16 protein-coding genes and 4 tRNA genes are annotated in these 15,661 nt (G+C 68.0%); 6 read left to right on the top strand and 14 right to left on the bottom strand.

What is annotated here, in order from left to right; translation table 11 throughout:
• Nucleotides 1-13: 13 nt before the first annotated feature.
• Together RN901_RS02680 and RN901_RS02675 are read right to left on the bottom strand one after the other, a co-directional pair.
• Nucleotides 14-952, bottom strand: coding sequence for an aldo/keto reductase (locus RN901_RS02680; RefSeq protein WP_310755645.1), 939 nt, complete (start codon nt 950-952; stop codon nt 14-16).
• 51 nt (nt 953-1,003) lie between these two features.
• Nucleotides 1,004-2,119, bottom strand: a complete 1,116-nt coding sequence (locus RN901_RS02675; RefSeq protein ID WP_310755643.1) for a TauD/TfdA family dioxygenase — start codon at nt 2,117-2,119, stop codon at nt 1,004-1,006.
• Between the two features lie 194 nt (nt 2,120-2,313).
• Between RN901_RS02675 and RN901_RS02670 the strand changes: the two genes are divergently transcribed.
• The 5 genes from RN901_RS02670 (at nt 2,314) to RN901_RS02650 (ending at nt 6,657) form a co-directional block, all read left to right on the top strand.
• Nucleotides 2,314-2,877: a hypothetical protein gene (locus RN901_RS02670; protein ID WP_310755641.1), complete on the top strand. Its 564-nt coding sequence runs from the start codon at nt 2,314-2,316 to the stop codon at nt 2,875-2,877.
• A gap of 47 nt (nt 2,878-2,924) precedes the next feature.
• Nucleotides 2,925-4,334, top strand: coding sequence for a serine hydrolase domain-containing protein (locus RN901_RS02665; RefSeq protein WP_310755639.1), 1,410 nt, complete (start codon nt 2,925-2,927; stop codon nt 4,332-4,334).
• The gene (locus RN901_RS02660; RefSeq protein ID WP_345782345.1) at nt 4,331-4,747 is read left to right on the top strand and encodes a DUF1801 domain-containing protein; all 417 of its coding nucleotides are present in this window, start codon (nt 4,331-4,333) and stop codon (nt 4,745-4,747) included. Before RN901_RS02665 ends, RN901_RS02660 begins: the two co-directional genes overlap by 4 nt.
• On the top strand, nt 4,747-5,886 hold the full coding sequence (locus tag RN901_RS02655; RefSeq protein WP_310755635.1) for a DUF1295 domain-containing protein: 1,140 nt from the start codon (nt 4,747-4,749) through the stop codon (nt 5,884-5,886). Before RN901_RS02660 ends, RN901_RS02655 begins: the two co-directional genes overlap by 1 nt.
• Nucleotides 5,887-6,102: 216 nt before the next feature.
• A complete protein-coding gene (locus RN901_RS02650) occupies nt 6,103-6,657 on the top strand; it encodes a flavin reductase family protein (RefSeq protein ID WP_310755633.1) in 555 nt (184 codons plus the stop codon).
• Nucleotides 6,658-6,666: 9 nt separating this feature from the next.
• On the opposite strand, the gene RN901_RS02645 is transcribed toward RN901_RS02650, so the two are convergent.
• From RN901_RS02645 to RN901_RS02620, 6 genes are all read right to left on the bottom strand, one after another.
• Complete coding sequence (locus tag RN901_RS02645) at nt 6,667-7,212, bottom strand: GNAT family N-acetyltransferase (RefSeq protein WP_310755631.1); 546 nt, start codon at nt 7,210-7,212, stop codon at nt 6,667-6,669.
• A 53-nt stretch (nt 7,213-7,265) separates the two neighbouring features.
• Nucleotides 7,266-8,540, bottom strand: a complete 1,275-nt coding sequence (locus RN901_RS02640; RefSeq protein ID WP_310755628.1) for a TRAP transporter large permease — start codon at nt 8,538-8,540, stop codon at nt 7,266-7,268.
• Nucleotides 8,540-9,061 (bottom strand): TRAP transporter small permease, encoded by a 522-nt coding sequence (locus RN901_RS02635; protein WP_310755625.1) that lies wholly within the window; start codon nt 9,059-9,061, stop codon nt 8,540-8,542. Before RN901_RS02635 ends, RN901_RS02640 begins: the two co-directional genes overlap by 1 nt.
• Nucleotides 9,058-9,957, bottom strand: a complete 900-nt coding sequence (locus tag RN901_RS02630) for a TRAP transporter substrate-binding protein (RefSeq protein WP_310755622.1) — start codon at nt 9,955-9,957, stop codon at nt 9,058-9,060. Before RN901_RS02630 ends, RN901_RS02635 begins: the two co-directional genes overlap by 4 nt.
• A gap of 139 nt (nt 9,958-10,096) precedes the next feature.
• Nucleotides 10,097-10,405, bottom strand: coding sequence for a hypothetical protein (locus RN901_RS02625; protein ID WP_310755619.1), 309 nt, complete (start codon nt 10,403-10,405; stop codon nt 10,097-10,099).
• A gap of 165 nt (nt 10,406-10,570) precedes the next feature.
• Nucleotides 10,571-11,335 (bottom strand): 3-oxoacyl-ACP reductase family protein, encoded by a 765-nt coding sequence (locus RN901_RS02620; RefSeq protein WP_310755616.1) that lies wholly within the window; start codon nt 11,333-11,335, stop codon nt 10,571-10,573.
• A gap of 126 nt (nt 11,336-11,461) precedes the next feature.
• On the opposite strand from RN901_RS02620, the gene RN901_RS02615 reads away from it, so the two are divergent.
• Entirely contained in the window at nt 11,462-13,078 is a 1,617-nt protein-coding gene (locus RN901_RS02615) for a M28 family peptidase (RefSeq protein ID WP_310755613.1), read from the top strand.
• A 10-nt stretch (nt 13,079-13,088) separates the two neighbouring features.
• On the opposite strand, the gene RN901_RS02610 is transcribed toward RN901_RS02615, so the two are convergent.
• The 6 genes from RN901_RS02610 to RN901_RS02585 form a co-directional block, all read right to left on the bottom strand.
• Nucleotides 13,089-13,541, bottom strand: a complete 453-nt coding sequence (locus RN901_RS02610) for a GNAT family N-acetyltransferase (protein ID WP_310755610.1) — start codon at nt 13,539-13,541, stop codon at nt 13,089-13,091.
• Between the two features lie 192 nt (nt 13,542-13,733).
• Nucleotides 13,734-13,807 (bottom strand) — tRNA-Arg (locus RN901_RS02605).
• A gap of 40 nt (nt 13,808-13,847) precedes the next feature.
• Nucleotides 13,848-13,933 (bottom strand) — tRNA-Leu (locus RN901_RS02600).
• A 6-nt stretch (nt 13,934-13,939) separates the two neighbouring features.
• Nucleotides 13,940-14,025 (bottom strand) — tRNA-Leu (locus RN901_RS02595).
• A 73-nt stretch (nt 14,026-14,098) separates the two neighbouring features.
• Nucleotides 14,099-14,173 (bottom strand) — tRNA-Arg (locus tag RN901_RS02590).
• Nucleotides 14,174-14,275: 102 nt separating this feature from the next.
• Nucleotides 14,276-15,562 carry a serine hydrolase gene (locus tag RN901_RS02585; protein WP_310755607.1) on the bottom strand — a complete coding sequence of 429 codons (1,287 nt, stop codon included), beginning with the start codon at nt 15,560-15,562 and terminating at the stop codon, nt 14,276-14,278.
• Nucleotides 15,563-15,661: the final 99 nt, after the last annotated feature.

Below are 15,661 nucleotides of genomic sequence, written 5' to 3'. Positions count from 1 at the left end.
CGGGACCAGGGCTTCAGAAGTCCTGGACCAACTCCCGCATGCGGCGCTTCGTGGCCTCGTCGGGGAGGCGGCCGAAGGCGGCGCCGATGTTCTCCGCCATGTGATCCGGATTCGTCGTTTCCGTGAGGGCGCACGTCACGGCGGGGTGGGCGAGGATGTACTTGAGGGAGAACTGCGCCCAGCTCGCGCAGTCGAACTCGGCCGCCCATTCGGGCAGCTCGTGTCCGCTCACGCGGGGGAAGTAGGTACCGTTCATGAACGGACGGTTGATGAGGACGGCGAGCCCGAGATCCTGCGCGAGCGGCAGGAGACGATCCTCCGCGTTCGGCTCCATCACCGAGTAGTTGACCTGCACGAAGTCGAGGGGCTGCGTCCGCATGAACGACTCGAACGCCTCGTGCTGGGGGATGCTGGACGTGGTGACGCCGATGTAGCGCGCCTCGCCCGAGTCCTTCCAGCGGAGCACGTTGGGCCAGTGCACGTCCAGGTCGCGCATGCTCTCGACCTCGAGCAAATCCAGGGTGCGGCTGCCGACGAGCCGCTGGTTCTGCCGCATCTGCTCGATGCCCGCGGCTTCCCCGTCCGTGTTGATCTTCGTGGCGACGAAGAGGCGGCCGCCGAACTCCGGCGCCGTCAGGACCGTGCCGAACTCCGCGTCGATCTCCGGCGTGCGCGGCGAGGTATCGACGACGCGGCCCCCATGCTCGAGGAGCATGCGGATCACGTTCGCCACGGGCTCCGTCCCTTCGGTCGGGATCTCGAGCACGGGCTTCGAGGAGCCGAAGCCGACAATGGGCAGCGTCTCCTCCGTTCCCGGGATCGGACGGGTGGGAAGCGTCTCCTGGACCGGGGGCGTACTCCCGAACAGGGCGCGCGGGGCAGCCAGCACAGCGCCGGCACCCGCGAGGGAAGACAGGAAGTCGCGTCGCGTCGTATCGCCCAGGCTCTTCATGGGACTCTCCTTCGGCATGGTCGTGGTCCGTGCATTGGGCTGACCCGGTTCTCAGGCGCGGCCGGTGCGGCGGAGGAGCCGCAGGTGGGTGCGGACGTTGTCGTGTTCGAAGTAGGCGTCCTGCAGGTGGCGCGCGCCGGACGATACCATCTCGGTGCGGCCGTGGAGGACGCGGTGTCCGGCACACAGAAGGATCATGCCGCCCTCCAGCCGGAAGGTCACCTGGGCGCCGGGGTCGTTGACGCGGCTCGACAGCTCGTGGTAGGCGGCGTAGAACTCGCCCAGCCGGGGCTCCGACAGGGAAACGGCCTGCATCTGCGCCGTGTTGAAGCGGATCATCCTGATCTCCCCGTCACTGTCGAGGTCGACCATGGGGTTCGCCGCGTAGCACTCGTACTCGTCGCTGAAGATCCGGAACGGCACCGGCACCGAGCACAGGGCGTCGAACTTATCGGGGTGCTCCCGGCGGAGCGCCTCGAGCAGGCCGAAGCCGTCCACGACGGTCGACGCGCCGCCCTCGCACTCGTTCACCAGCATGTGCAGCGCCTGCACGCTCGGGGGCCACGTGTAGCTGGTGAAGTCGTTGTGCGCCCCGACGGCCAGAGCCGTATGCGCGATGTTGTAGCCCTTCGGATCGAGCTTGACGTTGTGGATGCGCTCGAACAGCACCTCCCGGACCGGGCCCAGACGGACGGCGAGCTCCTCCAACGAATCCGGTTCGGTGGGAGCGGCGACCAGTACGCACACCCCGGTGCGCAGGAACTCCTCGATCAGTTCCGCCGCCGCGCTGTCGTCCGCCAGGAACCGCTGGTAGTCGAACCTCCGGGGCTCGAACCGTCCGTCCCAGTACTGCAATTCGAGACGAGGCCGGCTCAGGAGGCCGTGGATGTCGCTCGACCGGTGGCGCGTGCGGTGTCCGTCCGGCCAGGCGATGGAAATCGCCTCGTCGTCGGATCCGGCGCCTTCGATATCGACCGTCGACGGCTTCAGGTCGCTGGGGACGCGGAAGACGTGGAAGCGCTTCTCCGTGGTCTGCTCGACGCAGCACTCTCCGCAGCCGCAGTTGTCGCGCAGCCAGAGGTAGGGGAGATCGGTGCGTTCGCCGTCGCTCCAGACCGCCGTCAGGGCGTCGCCGTTCTGCGCGAGGCTGCTGATCGAGGCACCCATGGTCGATCCTCCCAGTCCGTGGTCACCGGCCTGCAGCGAACGCTACGGACGCCCGAGCGATCTTGACAATGCCCTTCGCTTCTGCCGACGCTGCGGCGAGGAACCCCCGATCCAACCCTCAGCGGAGAGTGACCGGCATGCCCCGTACGGCCGGGACGAGCGCAGGAGCCGGCAGAGGGCCGAGCGGCCCCGTCGTGAGTTTCACGCGCATGGAGGACGGCACCCGCGAGGACTACGAACTGCTCGCGCGCCTCGAGGACGAGTTCGCCGCCGATACCGCCGACCGCGTGCTGGCGCACCTCCGCGAGCTGTCAGGCTCCGTTGGCGGCTACCACGTCGACCGGCTCGAACATTCACTGCAGAGCGCGACCCGCGCCCATCGCGACGGCGCGGAAGAGGAGATGGTCGTGGCGGCGCTCCTGCACGACATCGACGATCTGCTGGCCCCGCACAGCCACGGCGAACTGGCCGCCCTGCTGCTCCGCCCCTTCGTGACCGAGCGCACGCACTGGATCGTCCGGCACCACGGCCTGTTCCAGCTCGTCTACTACGCCCACCACCTGGGCCGCGACCGCAACGTGCGCGACCGATACCGCGACCACCCCTGGTACCAGGACGCGGTGGACTTCTGCCACCGCTGGGACCAGTGCGCCTTCGACCCCGACTACGACTCGCTCCCGCTCGAGTTCTTCGAGCCGATGGTCCGCCGGGTGTTCGCGCGCGAACCGTTCAGCCTCTGGCCGAGGGGGCGATCCTGACCGCGCACCCGCGGCGCCCCGACCGTCATCCGGCCGGGACGGCCGCCGTGGCCGCGATCCTGGTCGGCGCGCTCACAGGCTGCGCCCCGGGGGCCGACGGCGAGCTGCAGGCCCAAGTCGACGCCGTCTTCGCCGACTACGCCAGCGCCGACGGGCCCGGCTGCTCCATGGCCGTGATCCGGGACGGCCGCCCGATCCACGCCGCCGGCTACGGCACCGCCAACCTCGACCACGGCATCCCGAACGGCCCGGAGACCATCTACCGCATCGCGTCCGTCTCGAAGCAGTTCACGGCCGGCGCGGTCGCCCTGCTCGCCCTCCGGGGAGAGGTGGATCTGGATGCTCCCGTCCGGCGCTACATCCCCGAATTCCCCGACTACGCCGACTCTCCCACCGTCCGACACCTGATCCACCACACGTCCGGCGTGCGCGACTACCTCGTGCTCTTCACCCTGGCGGGGAACCGGAGCGAGGACTTCATCACGAATCAGGACATCCTCGATGCGATCCACCGGCAGCGCGAACTAAACTTTCCTCCGGGCTCCGAGTACCTGTACAGCAACTCCGGCTACGTCCTGCTCGCCGAGATCGTGGCCAAGGTTTCGGGGCAGAGCCTGCGGGAGTTCGCGCGGGCCGAGTTCTTCGATCCTCTGGGCATGCCGCGCACGCACTTCCACGACGACCACAACGAAGTCGTCGCCGACCGGGCGACCGGTTATTCCCCCACCGATGACGGCTTCCGGATCAACATGACGACGCTCGACGTGGTCGGGGACGGCGGCATCTACACTTCGGTGGAGGAGTGGCCCGCCTGGGACCGCAACCTCACCGAGGGTACGGTCGGCGGACCGGAGTGGGTCGCGCTCATGCACGAGCGGGGCGTGCTCACCTCCGGCGACACGATTCCGTACGCCTTCGGTCTCTCCCACGGCGAACACCGGGGGCTGGCCACGGTGCGGCACAGTGGCTCGTGGGTGGGCTACCGCACGGGCATGTCCCGCTATCCCGACGCCGGCTACTCGTTCGTCGCCCTGTGCAACCGGTCGCGGATCGATCCCATGGCCCTCATCGCGAGCACGGCCGAAATCTACCTGGAAGACGCGATGGATCCGCCCGAGGACGTCGCGGAGGGAGAGGAGGAGATGCAGGCCGCAGACGAGGACGCTCCCGAGGCTCTGCCCGACCACGACATTCCGAACCGCGCGCGTTACGCCGGATCCTTCTACAGTCCCGAGTTGGACGCCACGTATCGGATCGTGGAGGACGGCGCTGCCGGGCTCATGCTGCACGTCGGCCGGCGGGACCCGGTCGCCCTCGTGGCCGAATCGGAGAGGCAACTCACGACCGAGGACGGGCCGACCCTCCGCTTCTCCGAACTCGTCGGCGGCCGGCACGAGGCGCTGATCGTCGACGCCGGGCGGGTCAGGAACCTGCGGTTCGCGCGGACGGAGGGATAGCGGGCCTGGTCGCGAAACTCCTCTCCGGCGGCAATCCCCAGATTCCGAAGGGGGATGGAGATGCGCCCGTGCAGGCGTACATCACGGCCATGCCGGGTTGGAAACGGGAGGTCGGCCGCCACCTCGACGCGCTCATCGAGCGTAACGTGCCTGATGTCCGCAGGGCGGTCCGCTGGAACTCGCCCTTCTACGGCATCGAAGACAGGGGCTGGTTCCTCTCGTTCCACTGCTTCACGCGGTACGTCAAGGTGACGTTCCTCAACGGCGCCTCGCTGCGTCCCGCGCCGCCGGTGGAATCGAAGCACGAGCAGGTGCGCTACTTCCACATCTACGAGGACGACGAGCCGGACGAGGATCTCCTGGCAGACTGGCTCCGGCAGGCATCGGCGTTCCCCGGGGAGGATCTTTTCTGATGATTGAATGGCTTGGCATCGGCCATCTGTTCGCGCTTTCCGGGACCGAAGCGCTTGCCGGCTTCCTCGCCCCGCTCGCGATCTGCGCCGCGTTCTTCGTGCTGCAACTCATTCTGCCTGGAAGGCGGGTCCCGGGTTACGTCATCAACCCGGAGACCGGCGAGCCCCGCGGCTACCGACTGAACGGTCTGCCGGTGTTCGTGCTCGCCGAGGTCGTGTGGGCGCTCGAACTCACCGGGATGCCGCGAGACTGGTTCTACCGGTCCACCGTCTACCAGGTGGCCGGCGGCACGGTCATGTGCCTGGTCTTCGCCCTCCTCGCGGTGTTCGGAGGGTCGCGCGACAAGGTGGAGCGCCCGCTCGCCGCCCTCTGGGAAGGGCGCGTCCTCGAGCTTTCGTTCTTCAACGAACGCTTCGACGTGAAGATGTTCCTGTACGTCGTCGGCGGGACCATGCTGTCGCTGAACGCCCTCTCCGGAGCCGCGTACCACTACGGGCTCTTCGGCGCGGACTCCAACCCCGGCGTCTTCCTCTACGCGGGGTTCCTCACGTTCTACGTCTTCGACTACTTCATCTTCGAGCGCGTCCAGCTCTACACGTACGATGTGATCCACGAGAAGCTCGGCTTCAAGATGATCTGGGGCGGGATCATGGTGTACGGGTGGCTCTACATCCTGCCGCTGTGGGGCCTGGCCGTGTACCCGGCCCCCGGCTTCGCGGCGCCCTGGAGACAGGTGTGGTTGATCGGCGCACCCGCGCTGTTCCTCGTCGCATGGGGCATCACGCGCGGCGCCAACATGCAGAAGTACACCTTCAAGCGCTGGCCCGAGCGCAAGTTCCTCGGTCTCATCGAGCCCGAGTACATCGAGGCCGGCGACCGCAAGATCCTGTGCAGCGGCCTGTGGGGCGTCGCCCGCCACTTCAACTATCTCGGCGAGGGCCTCTTCTCCCTCTCCATCGCCCTCGTGTTCGGCTACTTCGCCAACCCCTGGGCCTGGACCTACTTCGTCTTCATCGTCGGACTGTTCATTTTTCGACAGCGCTTCGACGACAAGTTCTGCGCCGAAAAATACGGCCCCGAGAAGTGGGCCGAGTATCAAGCACGGGTCAAATATCGGATCATCCCCGGCATCTATTGATGTCGGGTCGAACGGCGAGTCATCCGCGAGGAGGCGGTGAAGACGATGTCAGCAACGCACGGCTGGTCGCGGAGGCGGTTTCTGGGGAGTGGCTCGGCGGCCGCCGCGGTTGCCGCTGTTTGGGGATGTGCACCCGACGAAGGGATGCCGGTGGGCGGGGGTAGGCCGCCGGCGCCGCTCACCGGGGCTCGCCGGTTGCTTGCGGAGCCGGGCCCGATGCTCCCGCCCGTCCCGGCGATTCTGCTCACCGTGAACGGCCGGCCCGGCGACCCGGACGAGATCTCGGTGCTGTGGACGTTCGTCGTGAGCGGCGACCCGCCCCAGATCGGGGTGAGCGCAGCCCTAGAGCATCAGGCGAGGGAACTCCTGGACATGCACGACGAGTTCGTGCTGAACGTCCCGCTCGCGTCGATGGTGGAGGCGTTCGACACCGTCGACATGAACTCCGGCCGCGTGGCCGACAAGTTCGAGCTCTCGGGTCTGACGCGCGGCGCGGCGACCGTCGTCGATGCGCCCACCGTGGAGGAGTCCCCCATCCACTGCGAGTGCCGGATCTTCGACTCCCTCGAGGTGCCGCCCGAGCGGAAGGTGTTCCTCGCGGAGGTCGTGGCGACGACCGCCATCGAGGGCGCGGTCGACGACGCCGGCCGCCTGATCGTGCCGGCCGTGGACTTCTTCGGGATGACCGCCGGGAGTGGCGAGCACTACACGATGGGGCGGCGGGTCGGCAACATCGGGATGACGGTCGGCCGAACCGACATCAAGTACTGACGGACCGACTCAGCCTTCGTCCCTCCCCCACTCTTCCCTGAGGAGTCCGTAGTACACGTCGTCGACCCGCTCCTCCCGCAGCGTCCGGTGGCCGCGCAACATGCCCTCGCGGGTCATGCCCAGCTTTTCCATCACCCTCAGGGACGACGTGTTCCGCACATCGGCGTACGCGTACACCTTCGCGAGCCCGCGCTCGCGGAACGCCCAGTCGACGACGGCGCGGGCCGCCTCCACGGTCAGGCCTCGGCCCCAATGCTCCTTCGCAATCGAGTAGCCCAGTGCGCCCGTCGCATGCTCGACGTCGATCCTGATTCCGATGCCGCCGATAACCTTCCCTGCCAGGACGATCGCCCACACCGGCCACTCCTCCCGGGACGTGAGGATCCGCTGCGCCACGAACTCCTCCGCGTGTTCCCTGAGGTATGGCACCGGCACCGGCAGGTATCGGGCCCACTCCGGGTCGCGGGCGAACTCGAAGATGTCGTCGACGTCTTCCAGGCGGTGCGGCCGCAGCAGCAACCGCTCCGTTCTGATCTCGAACTCCCGTGTCTCCATCGTGCGGTCCCAGGGGTCATGTCGTTCACGAAACGATGCATGCCTCAGACCCTTCAATACCCGAGCAGTTCCGGCAGGAACAGGACGACGCCGGGCAGGAGCGCGATGGCGACCGTGAGCGCCAGCATGAGGGCGAGGTAGGGCCAGAGCGGGCGCGCGACCTCCGCCGGCTCGACACCTCCCACGGAGCAGGCGACGAGCAGGCTCACGCCGACGGGCGGCAGGAACACGGAAATCCCCTGCGTCGCCACGATGACGGCGCCGAAGTGCACGGGGTCGATCCCGAGTTGCGTCGCCAGCGGCAGAAGGATCGGCGTCAGCAGGACGACCGCGGGCACGCCCTCGAGGATGGCGCCGAGCGGAAGGAAGACGAGAATCGTGAGGAGCATGAAGCCGATCTGGCCGCCGCCCAGCCCCACCACCGATGACGCCAGCGTCTGCGGCAGCTGCAGGACGGCGAGGACCCAGCCCAGAAGGTGCGCGGCGCCCACGACGAACAGCACCATTCCGGACACCACGGCGGTCTGGACGACCTTGCTCCAAAGATCCGCCAGGGTGAGCGATCGGTACACGAATCCCGCCAGGAGCAGCGCATAGGCGACGGCGACCGCCGCGGCCTCCGTGGGGGTGAAGAGGCCGAAGCGGATGCCCCCCAGGATGACGACGATCATGAAGAGCGGGAGCACCGCGTCGATCATCGCGCGGCGGAGTTCCGCGAACGAGGCGCACTCCCCGCGGGGCCACCCTTCCCTCCGCGCCTGCCACCCGATCTGCGCCATCAGGCCCGCGGCGATGAGGAGCGCGGGCACGATCGAGGCGATGAACAGGGCGCCTATGGAGACGTTGCCGATGACGCCGTAGACGACCATCACGATGGCGGGCGGAATGAGGATCCCCATCCCGCACGCGGCCGAGACGATCGCCGTGGCACGCGCCCGGCCGTACCCGTTCGCGGTCAGTTGGGGCACCATGATGCCGCCGACGGCGGCCGCATCCGCGGACGTCGAACCCGACACGCCCGAGAAGAACACCTCCGCCATGACGACCACCTGCCCGAGCCCTCCCGGCAGGTGGCCGACGAGGGCGCGGGCCAGCGTCACCAGGCGACGGCTGATCCCTCCGACATCCATCAGGTAGCCGGCGAGGATGAACAGGGGCACGGCGAGCATGGGGAACGAGTCCATCCCCGCGACGATCTGCTGCGGGATGACGACGAGTGGGAGATCCGCCACCACGATGGCGATGATGGCGGCGATTGCGAGCGCGAATCCGATGGGCACGGCGGCCAGCACGAGGAGGCCGAAAGCCCCGAGGAGGAGTCCGCCCATCAGCCGCCGCCCTCGGCTGGAAGATCCTCAACCCCCGGCGCGAGCCGCCGGTCCGAATCGGCGACCGTCGGACCCGCGAGCATGTGGATCGCCATCAACACGCCGGACACGGGCGCCGCCGCATACACGAGCGCAACGGGCAGGTTCAACGCGGCGGAACGCTCTCCCATCGTGAGGTCCATGAGGGCGATGCCCGCGCCGATGAGGAGGAGCGCGAACATCAGCACGATCGCTGCCGCGGACGTCTCCACCGCCTTCTTCGCGCGCGGAGGCAGCCGCCCCGTGACCTGGTCGAACCGGAAGTGGGACCGATGCGCCACCGCCAGCGAAGCCCCGAGCAGCGACATCCAGATGAAGCAGAAGCGCGACACCTCCTCGCTCCACGGATTCGGCCAGGCGAAGAGGTAGCGCATCAACACTTGGAGGAGAACCACGTCGCAGACCGCGATCACAAGAATGCCGACGGCGTAGGTTTCAAGCCTCACCAGGAGCCCGTTGAACACCTGCAGCCGCTTCGTCATCGGCGCTCCGTCGAAGCCACCAACCTTGCGATCAGCGCTTCGCCGTCCGGCAGCCGATTCGCCAGTTCGTCCCATATCCGCGGTCTGACGGCCGGGGCGAACGGCGCCAGGTTCGGACGCGAGATCTCCACGCCGGCCGCGCGCATCTCCACGATGGCGTCCGCCTCCATCCGGCGCGCGACTTCGCTCTGGTAGGCGAGCGCCTCGGCCGCGGAACCGTCGACGATCTCCCGGATCTCCGCAGGGAGCCCCCGATAGAACGGCTCGTTCACGAGAAGCGTGATGGGGTTGTACGTGATGGAGGTGAAGCTGTAGAACTTCGCCACCTCGTGGAGCCGGCTGCTCACGAAACCGATCGCGTTCGCCTCCCCGCCGTCGATCACGCCCTGCTGCAGCGCGGAGTAGACCTCGCCGTAGTTCATCGGCGTCGCCTGGACGCCGAGCGCGGAATAGGCCGCCAGGTACGTCGCGTTCTGGAGGACCCTGAGCTTGAGGCCGGCGAGATCCTCGGGCGCCTCGATGGGCCGGCGCCGATTGTAGACGTGGCGGAACCCGTAGTCGAGAAAGCCCAGCGAGCGGACGCCCGTGCGCTCAAGGAGGAGGTCGCGCCACCAGTCTCCCGCCGGGCCGTTCATCGCCGCGAGCCCGTGGTCCCGGGTCTCGAACAGGAAGGGGAGATCGAAGACCTGCGTCTCGGGCACCCAGCCCGAGAGCACGGGGGTACCCGTAATCGCCATGTGGACCGCGCCCACCTGGATCTGCTCGAAGGCGACGCGCTCGCCCCCGAGCTGTCCCGACGGATAGATGACGACCCGGAACCGTCCATCCGTGCGCTCGAGCATGAGATCCCGGAACCGCTCCGCCATGAGATGGAACTCGGAGCCGGTCGACAGCACGTGGGAAAAGCGTACCTCCCAGGTAGGCGGTTCGGAGTCGCGGGGCACAGGGCCACTGCAGGACGCCACGAGTAGCGTCGCCGCTACCGCCAGCCCGAGGCCCACCCCCTTCCGGCGCCGAGGGTTCAGGTCCTCGCCTTCACTCCCGAGTAAGTGCGGCACCTTCCACGATGTGTCGCTGGATGGCCTGAGCCCACTGGGCCATAAAGTCCTCAAAGGCTTCGCCGAACGCTCGCACGAAATCGTCCGCGTCGGACGAAAGCGACGTCATTCGATACTTCACAGACGCCCGGCTTCGGTTGTCACTGTCGGGAGTCACACGAACGTCCACCATGGCGGTGTGGTGGTCGGGAACTATGTACACGAACGAAGCGACGCCCGCGGCGGGCGCATGCCTTGTCTGGACCCATGTCGCCGTTCCCACGCCTTCCTTGATGGTCTGGAACACCAGACCTTCCCTCGCGTGGGGCCCGTTCGGAGACAAGTAGCGCGGATCCCACCCTGCGACCCACCGCCGCTCACCCTCCGCGCTGAACAGCGGGAACGCGTCCGAAACCGGCAGGGCCATGACGAAGCCGCCCGCCCTGTCTACATGGACTCGCGTGTCCACGACCTAGGCACCCCAGATCGTCTGGCCAGCGTCGATGAACAGGCTGGCACCCGTCACGAGTCGCGCCTCCTCGTTCGACGCGAGGTAGACGACGGCTCCCACCACATCGTCTGGAACGCCGATCTTCCCGAGCGGGATGCGGGCGAGGCGTCCCTCGCGGAAGTCGTCCCGCGCGATGTCGGCGCGGTTCAGGTCGGTCTCGATCAGGCCCGGCGCGACGGCGTTCACCCGGATCCCCTGCGGCGCGAGTTCGAGCGCCATCTGCTTCGTGAGCATCTCGACCCCCGCCTTCGACACGCAGTAGTGCGTGAGGTTCGGCGCGGCCACCGCCTGTCCGGCGGAAGACACGTTGACGACCGCCCCCGCCGCTCCCGCCTCGACCATGCGGCGCGCCACCGCCTGACCCACCAGGAAGTACCCCTTCAGGTTGACGCCCTGAATGGCGTCCCATTCCTCCTCGCCGATCTCGAGGAACGGGGTGCGCCTCAGGATCCCGGCGTTGTTCACGAGGATATCGAGGCCGCCCAGGACGTCGTGGGCCTCCGCGACAAAACGCTCGACGTCTGAACGGGAGTCCGTCGAGCCCTGCACCGCGGCCGCGCGGCGCCCCATCGCCTCGATCTCACGGACGGCGCTCTCGGCATCCTCGCGACTCCGCCGGTAGTTGACCGCCACATCCGCGCCCTCGCGGGCCAGTCCGAGGGCGATCGCCCGACCGATGCTCCGAGAGCCGCCGGTTACCAGAGCACGCTTGCCGTGCAGACGCATGGGGAATTCGGGATTCGAGTTCGCGTGTGATGCCGAGTGGGCAAAGTCCGGGCGTGGACAGGGATTCGCAACGCGCGTGGGCACCCCTACCTTCGAACAGGTTCCATCTTCCCGCGGGAGCGACCCATGAAGCGCACGGCTCGTCTCGAACTCGCCTGTTCGCTGGCATGCCTCTCCACTCTGACGGCTTCGCTGATTCCGGGCGTAACCCGGGGCGCGGCGGCGCAGTCGTTTCCCTCTGACGATCCCGTCATCCGGGCGATCTGGGAGGAGGGGGTCGAGCGCTCACAGGTCTATCAGCTCGGCCAGGTGATGATGGACTCCATCGGGCCGCGGCTGACCGGCTCGCCCGCAATGGCCGGCGCCAACGACTGGGCGCTCGCGAAGTACGCGGAGTGGGGCATCGAGGCGTACAAGGAGCAGTACGGCACGTGGCGGGGATGGGAGCGGGGGATCAGCCACATCGATCTCATCCAGCCGCGCATGCGATCGCTCGAGGGCATGGCGGCCGCGTGGAGCCCGGCCACGGACGGGCCCGTCGAGGCGGAGGTGGTGATCCTGCCGGACGCGGACAGCCCCGGAGCCTTCGAGGCAGCGCTGTCGGAGGTGCGCGGCAAGTTCGTGCTCGTCTCGCGCCCGGAGCCGAGTTGCCGCCCGCGCGACAACCTGGAGTGGTTCGCGCGGCCCGAGACCACGGCCCGCATGGCGGCGGAGCGGGAGCGCGCCATCGCGGAGTGGAGCGAACGCGTGGGGAACACGGGGTTCGATGCGCGCTCGCTGCCGGAAGCGCTGAACGCAGGCGGACCCGCCGGGATCATCCGCTCGCAGTGGTCCGACGGCTGGGGCGTCACCAAGATCTTCGGCACCCGCGCGCAGCGGGCGCCGGTCCTGGACCTGAGCTGCGAGGCGTACGGGCTGCTGTACCGGCTGGCCGAGAACGATCAGGGGCCGGTGCTGCGCGTCGACGCGCAGGCCCGTTTCCTGGGAGAAGTGCCGGTCTTCAACGCCTTCGCCGTCATCCCCGGCAGCGCGGAACCCGAGGAGTACGTGATCCTCGGAGGCCACTATGATTCCTGGGACGGCTCCGACGGCGCGCTCGACAACGGCACCGGCGCCGTCGCGATCATGGAGGCGATGCGCATCCTGAAGCACGCCGTCCCGAACCCCCGCCGCACCATCATCGGCGCCCTCTGGAACGGTGAGGAGCAGGGGTTGAACGGATCACGCGCCTTCGTCGAGGACCATCCCGAGATCCTCGAACGCACCCACACCGTGTTCAACGTCGATCACGGAAACGGCCCGGTCACCTTCATTCCCATGCAGGGCTTCGCCGGGGCGGCGGGGCGCTTCGGCGAGTGGCTCGCGAAGATCCCGAGCGAGCTGTCCGACCTCGTCACGCTCGAGGTCCCGGGGATGCCTGAATCCGGCGGGACGGACCACGCGTCGTTCCTGTGCGCCGGGGTGCCGGCCTTCAGCTTCCACGTGGGCGCCGGCCGGAGCGAGATGAACATCGCCGACAACCGCTGGGACACGAGTACCTACACCTGGCACACGAACCGCGACAGCTTCGACAAGATCGTCTTTGAGGACCTGCGCGACGACGCCGTGATGACCGCGATGTTCGCCTACCTGGCCTCCGAGGACCCGGACCGCATGCCCCGCGACCGCCGCACCATGCCACCCGGCACCCAGTGGCCCGACTGCCGCCCCCCGGCGCGGACTTCCGGTCAGAGCACGCGGTGACGGATCCGGTTCAATCGTCGAGGCTCAGGGACCAGTTGTTCCACTTGAGATCCGGGGAAGCGCCCAGGGATCGGTAGAAGCCTTCTGCAGCCCGGTTCCCGTCCATTACGGTCCAGATCAACTCGGCCGCACCGATGGACTCGGCGTGCGAAATCACCGCCGCCATCAGGGCCTTTCCCGCCCCCAGGTTTCTCGCACCCTCTTCGACGAACAGCTCCTTGAGCACGACCTTGGGCCGCAGCGTATAGGTCCACGGAATCGTGTAAACCACGGCCATCCCGACGAGATCATCGTCCTCTTCGGCGACAAACGCGGTGAAAAGACGGTCGTCCCCGAACCCATGCTCGAGCACACTCTCCCGCGTCACCACGAAGTCGTCGATGTACTCCTCAAACCGCGCGAGCCCCCGCATCAACTCCAGCAGCCGATCCACATCCCCCCGTTCAGCCGGCCTGACGCGCATCTAATGGACCCCGTCCTGGAGGAGATTCGTCAGCGAGCGGGCGAAGCCCGTCGCGAGCCTAGGGACAACGCCGCCCGGCACGTGTGCAGGAAAGGAAGTGCCCGGGAGAATTTGGCCAGCGAAGGGGAGCGAAGCTCCAGGAGCGCCCGAATTCTTGCGGGCGCAGTCTCGACGCCCGAAGGAAGGAAAGCATGCGCCCGGGAGAATTCGAATCCCCAACCTCCTGATCCGTAGTCAGGTGCTCTATCCAGTTGAGCTACGGGCGCTCGGAGCCGGCCGTCCCGCGACCGGCGATGTCGTCCTGCATGCCCAGGAGAGGATTCGAACCTCCACGTCCGTAAAAGGACACTAGCCCCTCAAGCTAGCGCGTCTGCCAGTTCCGCCACCTGGGCCGGTGATGCTCGGGGGGGGAGTCGAACCCCCACGGGAGTTTAATCCCACAGGATCCTGAATCCTGCGCGTCTGCCATTTCCGCCACCCGAGCCTGCGCCCCAGAACTCTCCAGTCCGGGGAGTCGCCCCCCCGAGAACCGGTGCTGCTGGCTCAGCCGGGGCGAGTGCGCCCGACAGGATTCGAACCTGTGACCTCTTGCTCCGGAGGCAAGCGCTCTATCCAGGCTGAGCTACGGGCGCAGACACGAAACGCGCCGCCGTAGGAGGCGACGCGCCGTGTGGGCAATCTAACGGGGCCGGCCGCCAGCGTCCACCTGCCGCAGAGGCCGACCGCGATTCGGTTCAGCGCGACCCGGATGAGGTCGCGGCCGCGTTGTCGATGGAGTCGATGACGAGGTCGAGCAGGCCGTCGATCGCCCCTCCCGGGATCCAGCGCGCCACCACGACGAGATCGTTCACCGGGTCGCAGTAAATCATGTTCGTGCCGTTCCCGAGGTGGGCCCACGCCTCCTCGGGCGCGCTCGGATAGCGCTTGTTTCCCTCGTCGTCCGCGACGTTGAGCATGAAATTCATGAACCCGTAGGAGCCGTTCGCCGGGCCCGGCGTGGTCGCGAGGTCGAACCATTCCTCGGAGAGGAGTTGCCGGTCTCCCCACGTCCCGCGCCGCAGGGTGAAGAGGCCGAAGCGCGCCTGGTCGCGGGCGCTGATGAACATGCCGCCGCCCCAGTGGCCGCCGCCGCTCACCGACTGCACGCGACGCCCGTCGATCGTGACCCACGAGTTCTCGTAGCCGTTCCAGCGCCAGGTGGGCGAGGCGCCGATCGGTCCCATCACGCGTTCGTGCAGGACCTCGGGCAGCGGACGCCGCAGCACGCTCATTGCAGCCAGCGCGAGCAGGTTCACCCGCGTGTCGTTGTACTCGTACACGGTCCCCGAGGGATGGCGCTCCCGCGTCAGCCAGGTGGAGGGGTCGCCGCTCGGACGGTCGGCCCAGTCCGGCTTGCCCCACAGCGTGCCCTCCCAGTCGGATGTCTGCCGCAGGAGGTCGTCCCACGTGATGGTGCGGTTGTGCTCGGACTCGAACATCGTCGTCGGGTCGGGCTTCCCGAAGCCGATGCGGTCGACGCCCGGTTCCCCGTCGCCCGGGGGCACGTCGATCGGGGCCATGTACTCGCGCACCGTATCATCGAGCGAGCCGATGAGTCCCTCGTCCCACGCGAGGCCCACCGACGTTGAGAGGAAGGACTTGGTCACGCTGTACGTCATGTCGACGCGCTTCGTGTCCCCCCACTCCGCGACGATGTAGCCGTGCCGCACGATCATCCCGGCCGGCCCGCCACGCACGTTGAAGGGGCCGATCCCCTCACCGAGCGGTTCGCGCCCGAAGCTCCGGCTGTGCTGGAACTCCCGGTCTCGCGCCTGGCTCGTCTCGTGCTCGAGGGCGTATTCGACGGCCGCCTGGACGCCGGCCGCGTTCATCTCCACCTGCTCCGGAGTGCGCGTCTCCCACGCGTCCCCGCGCGCGGGCAGGTACTGCGCGGTCCCGACGCCCGGAAACGCGACCGTCGCTGAAACGGCAAGGAGTCCGGCCCAAAGCGCGCCACGGTGCGCGCGAATCATGCCCCGCATGAGAACCTCCTGATTCGGATCGAGTACGGGACGCATCGTAACGACTGGCACCCCGCCGGTACACGGGTATCTGAGGCCAGGCGATCAAACACGGTTCCT

The sequence above is a fragment of the Candidatus Palauibacter soopunensis genome (assembly GCF_947581735.1).
GTDB lineage: Bacteria > Gemmatimonadota > Gemmatimonadetes > Palauibacterales > Palauibacteraceae > Palauibacter > Palauibacter soopunensis.
The sequence above is the reverse complement of the archived record's forward strand: the minus strand, read 5'-3'. Positions and strand labels throughout refer to the sequence as shown.

Bases quoted from the DNA above. Each gene is read 5' to 3' on its own strand.
- RN901_RS02650 (WP_310755633.1), top strand. From the start codon at position 6,103: ATGCTCCCGCCCGTCCCGGCGATTCTGCTCACCGTGAACGGCCGGCCC.
- RN901_RS02635 (WP_310755625.1), bottom strand. From the start codon at position 9,061: ATGACGAAGCGGCTGCAGGTGTTCAACGGGCTCCTGGTGAGGCTTGAA.
- RN901_RS02655 (WP_310755635.1), top strand. From the start codon at position 4,747: ATGATTGAATGGCTTGGCATCGGCCATCTGTTCGCGCTTTCCGGGACC.
- RN901_RS02615 (WP_310755613.1), top strand. From the start codon at position 11,462: ATGAAGCGCACGGCTCGTCTCGAACTCGCCTGTTCGCTGGCATGCCTC.
- RN901_RS02680 (WP_310755645.1), bottom strand. From the start codon at position 952: ATGAAGAGCCTGGGCGATACGACGCGACGCGACTTCCTGTCTTCCCTC.
- RN901_RS02675 (WP_310755643.1), bottom strand. From the start codon at position 2,119: ATGGGTGCCTCGATCAGCAGCCTCGCGCAGAACGGCGACGCCCTGACG.
- RN901_RS02645 (WP_310755631.1), bottom strand. From the start codon at position 7,212: ATGGAGACACGGGAGTTCGAGATCAGAACGGAGCGGTTGCTGCTGCGG.
- RN901_RS02610 (WP_310755610.1), bottom strand. From the start codon at position 13,541: ATGCGCGTCAGGCCGGCTGAACGGGGGGATGTGGATCGGCTGCTGGAG.
- RN901_RS02620 (WP_310755616.1), bottom strand. From the start codon at position 11,335: ATGCGTCTGCACGGCAAGCGTGCTCTGGTAACCGGCGGCTCTCGGAGC.
- RN901_RS02585 (WP_310755607.1), bottom strand. From the start codon at position 15,562: ATGCGGGGCATGATTCGCGCGCACCGTGGCGCGCTTTGGGCCGGACTC.
- RN901_RS02640 (WP_310755628.1), bottom strand. From the start codon at position 8,540: ATGGGCGGACTCCTCCTCGGGGCTTTCGGCCTCCTCGTGCTGGCCGCC.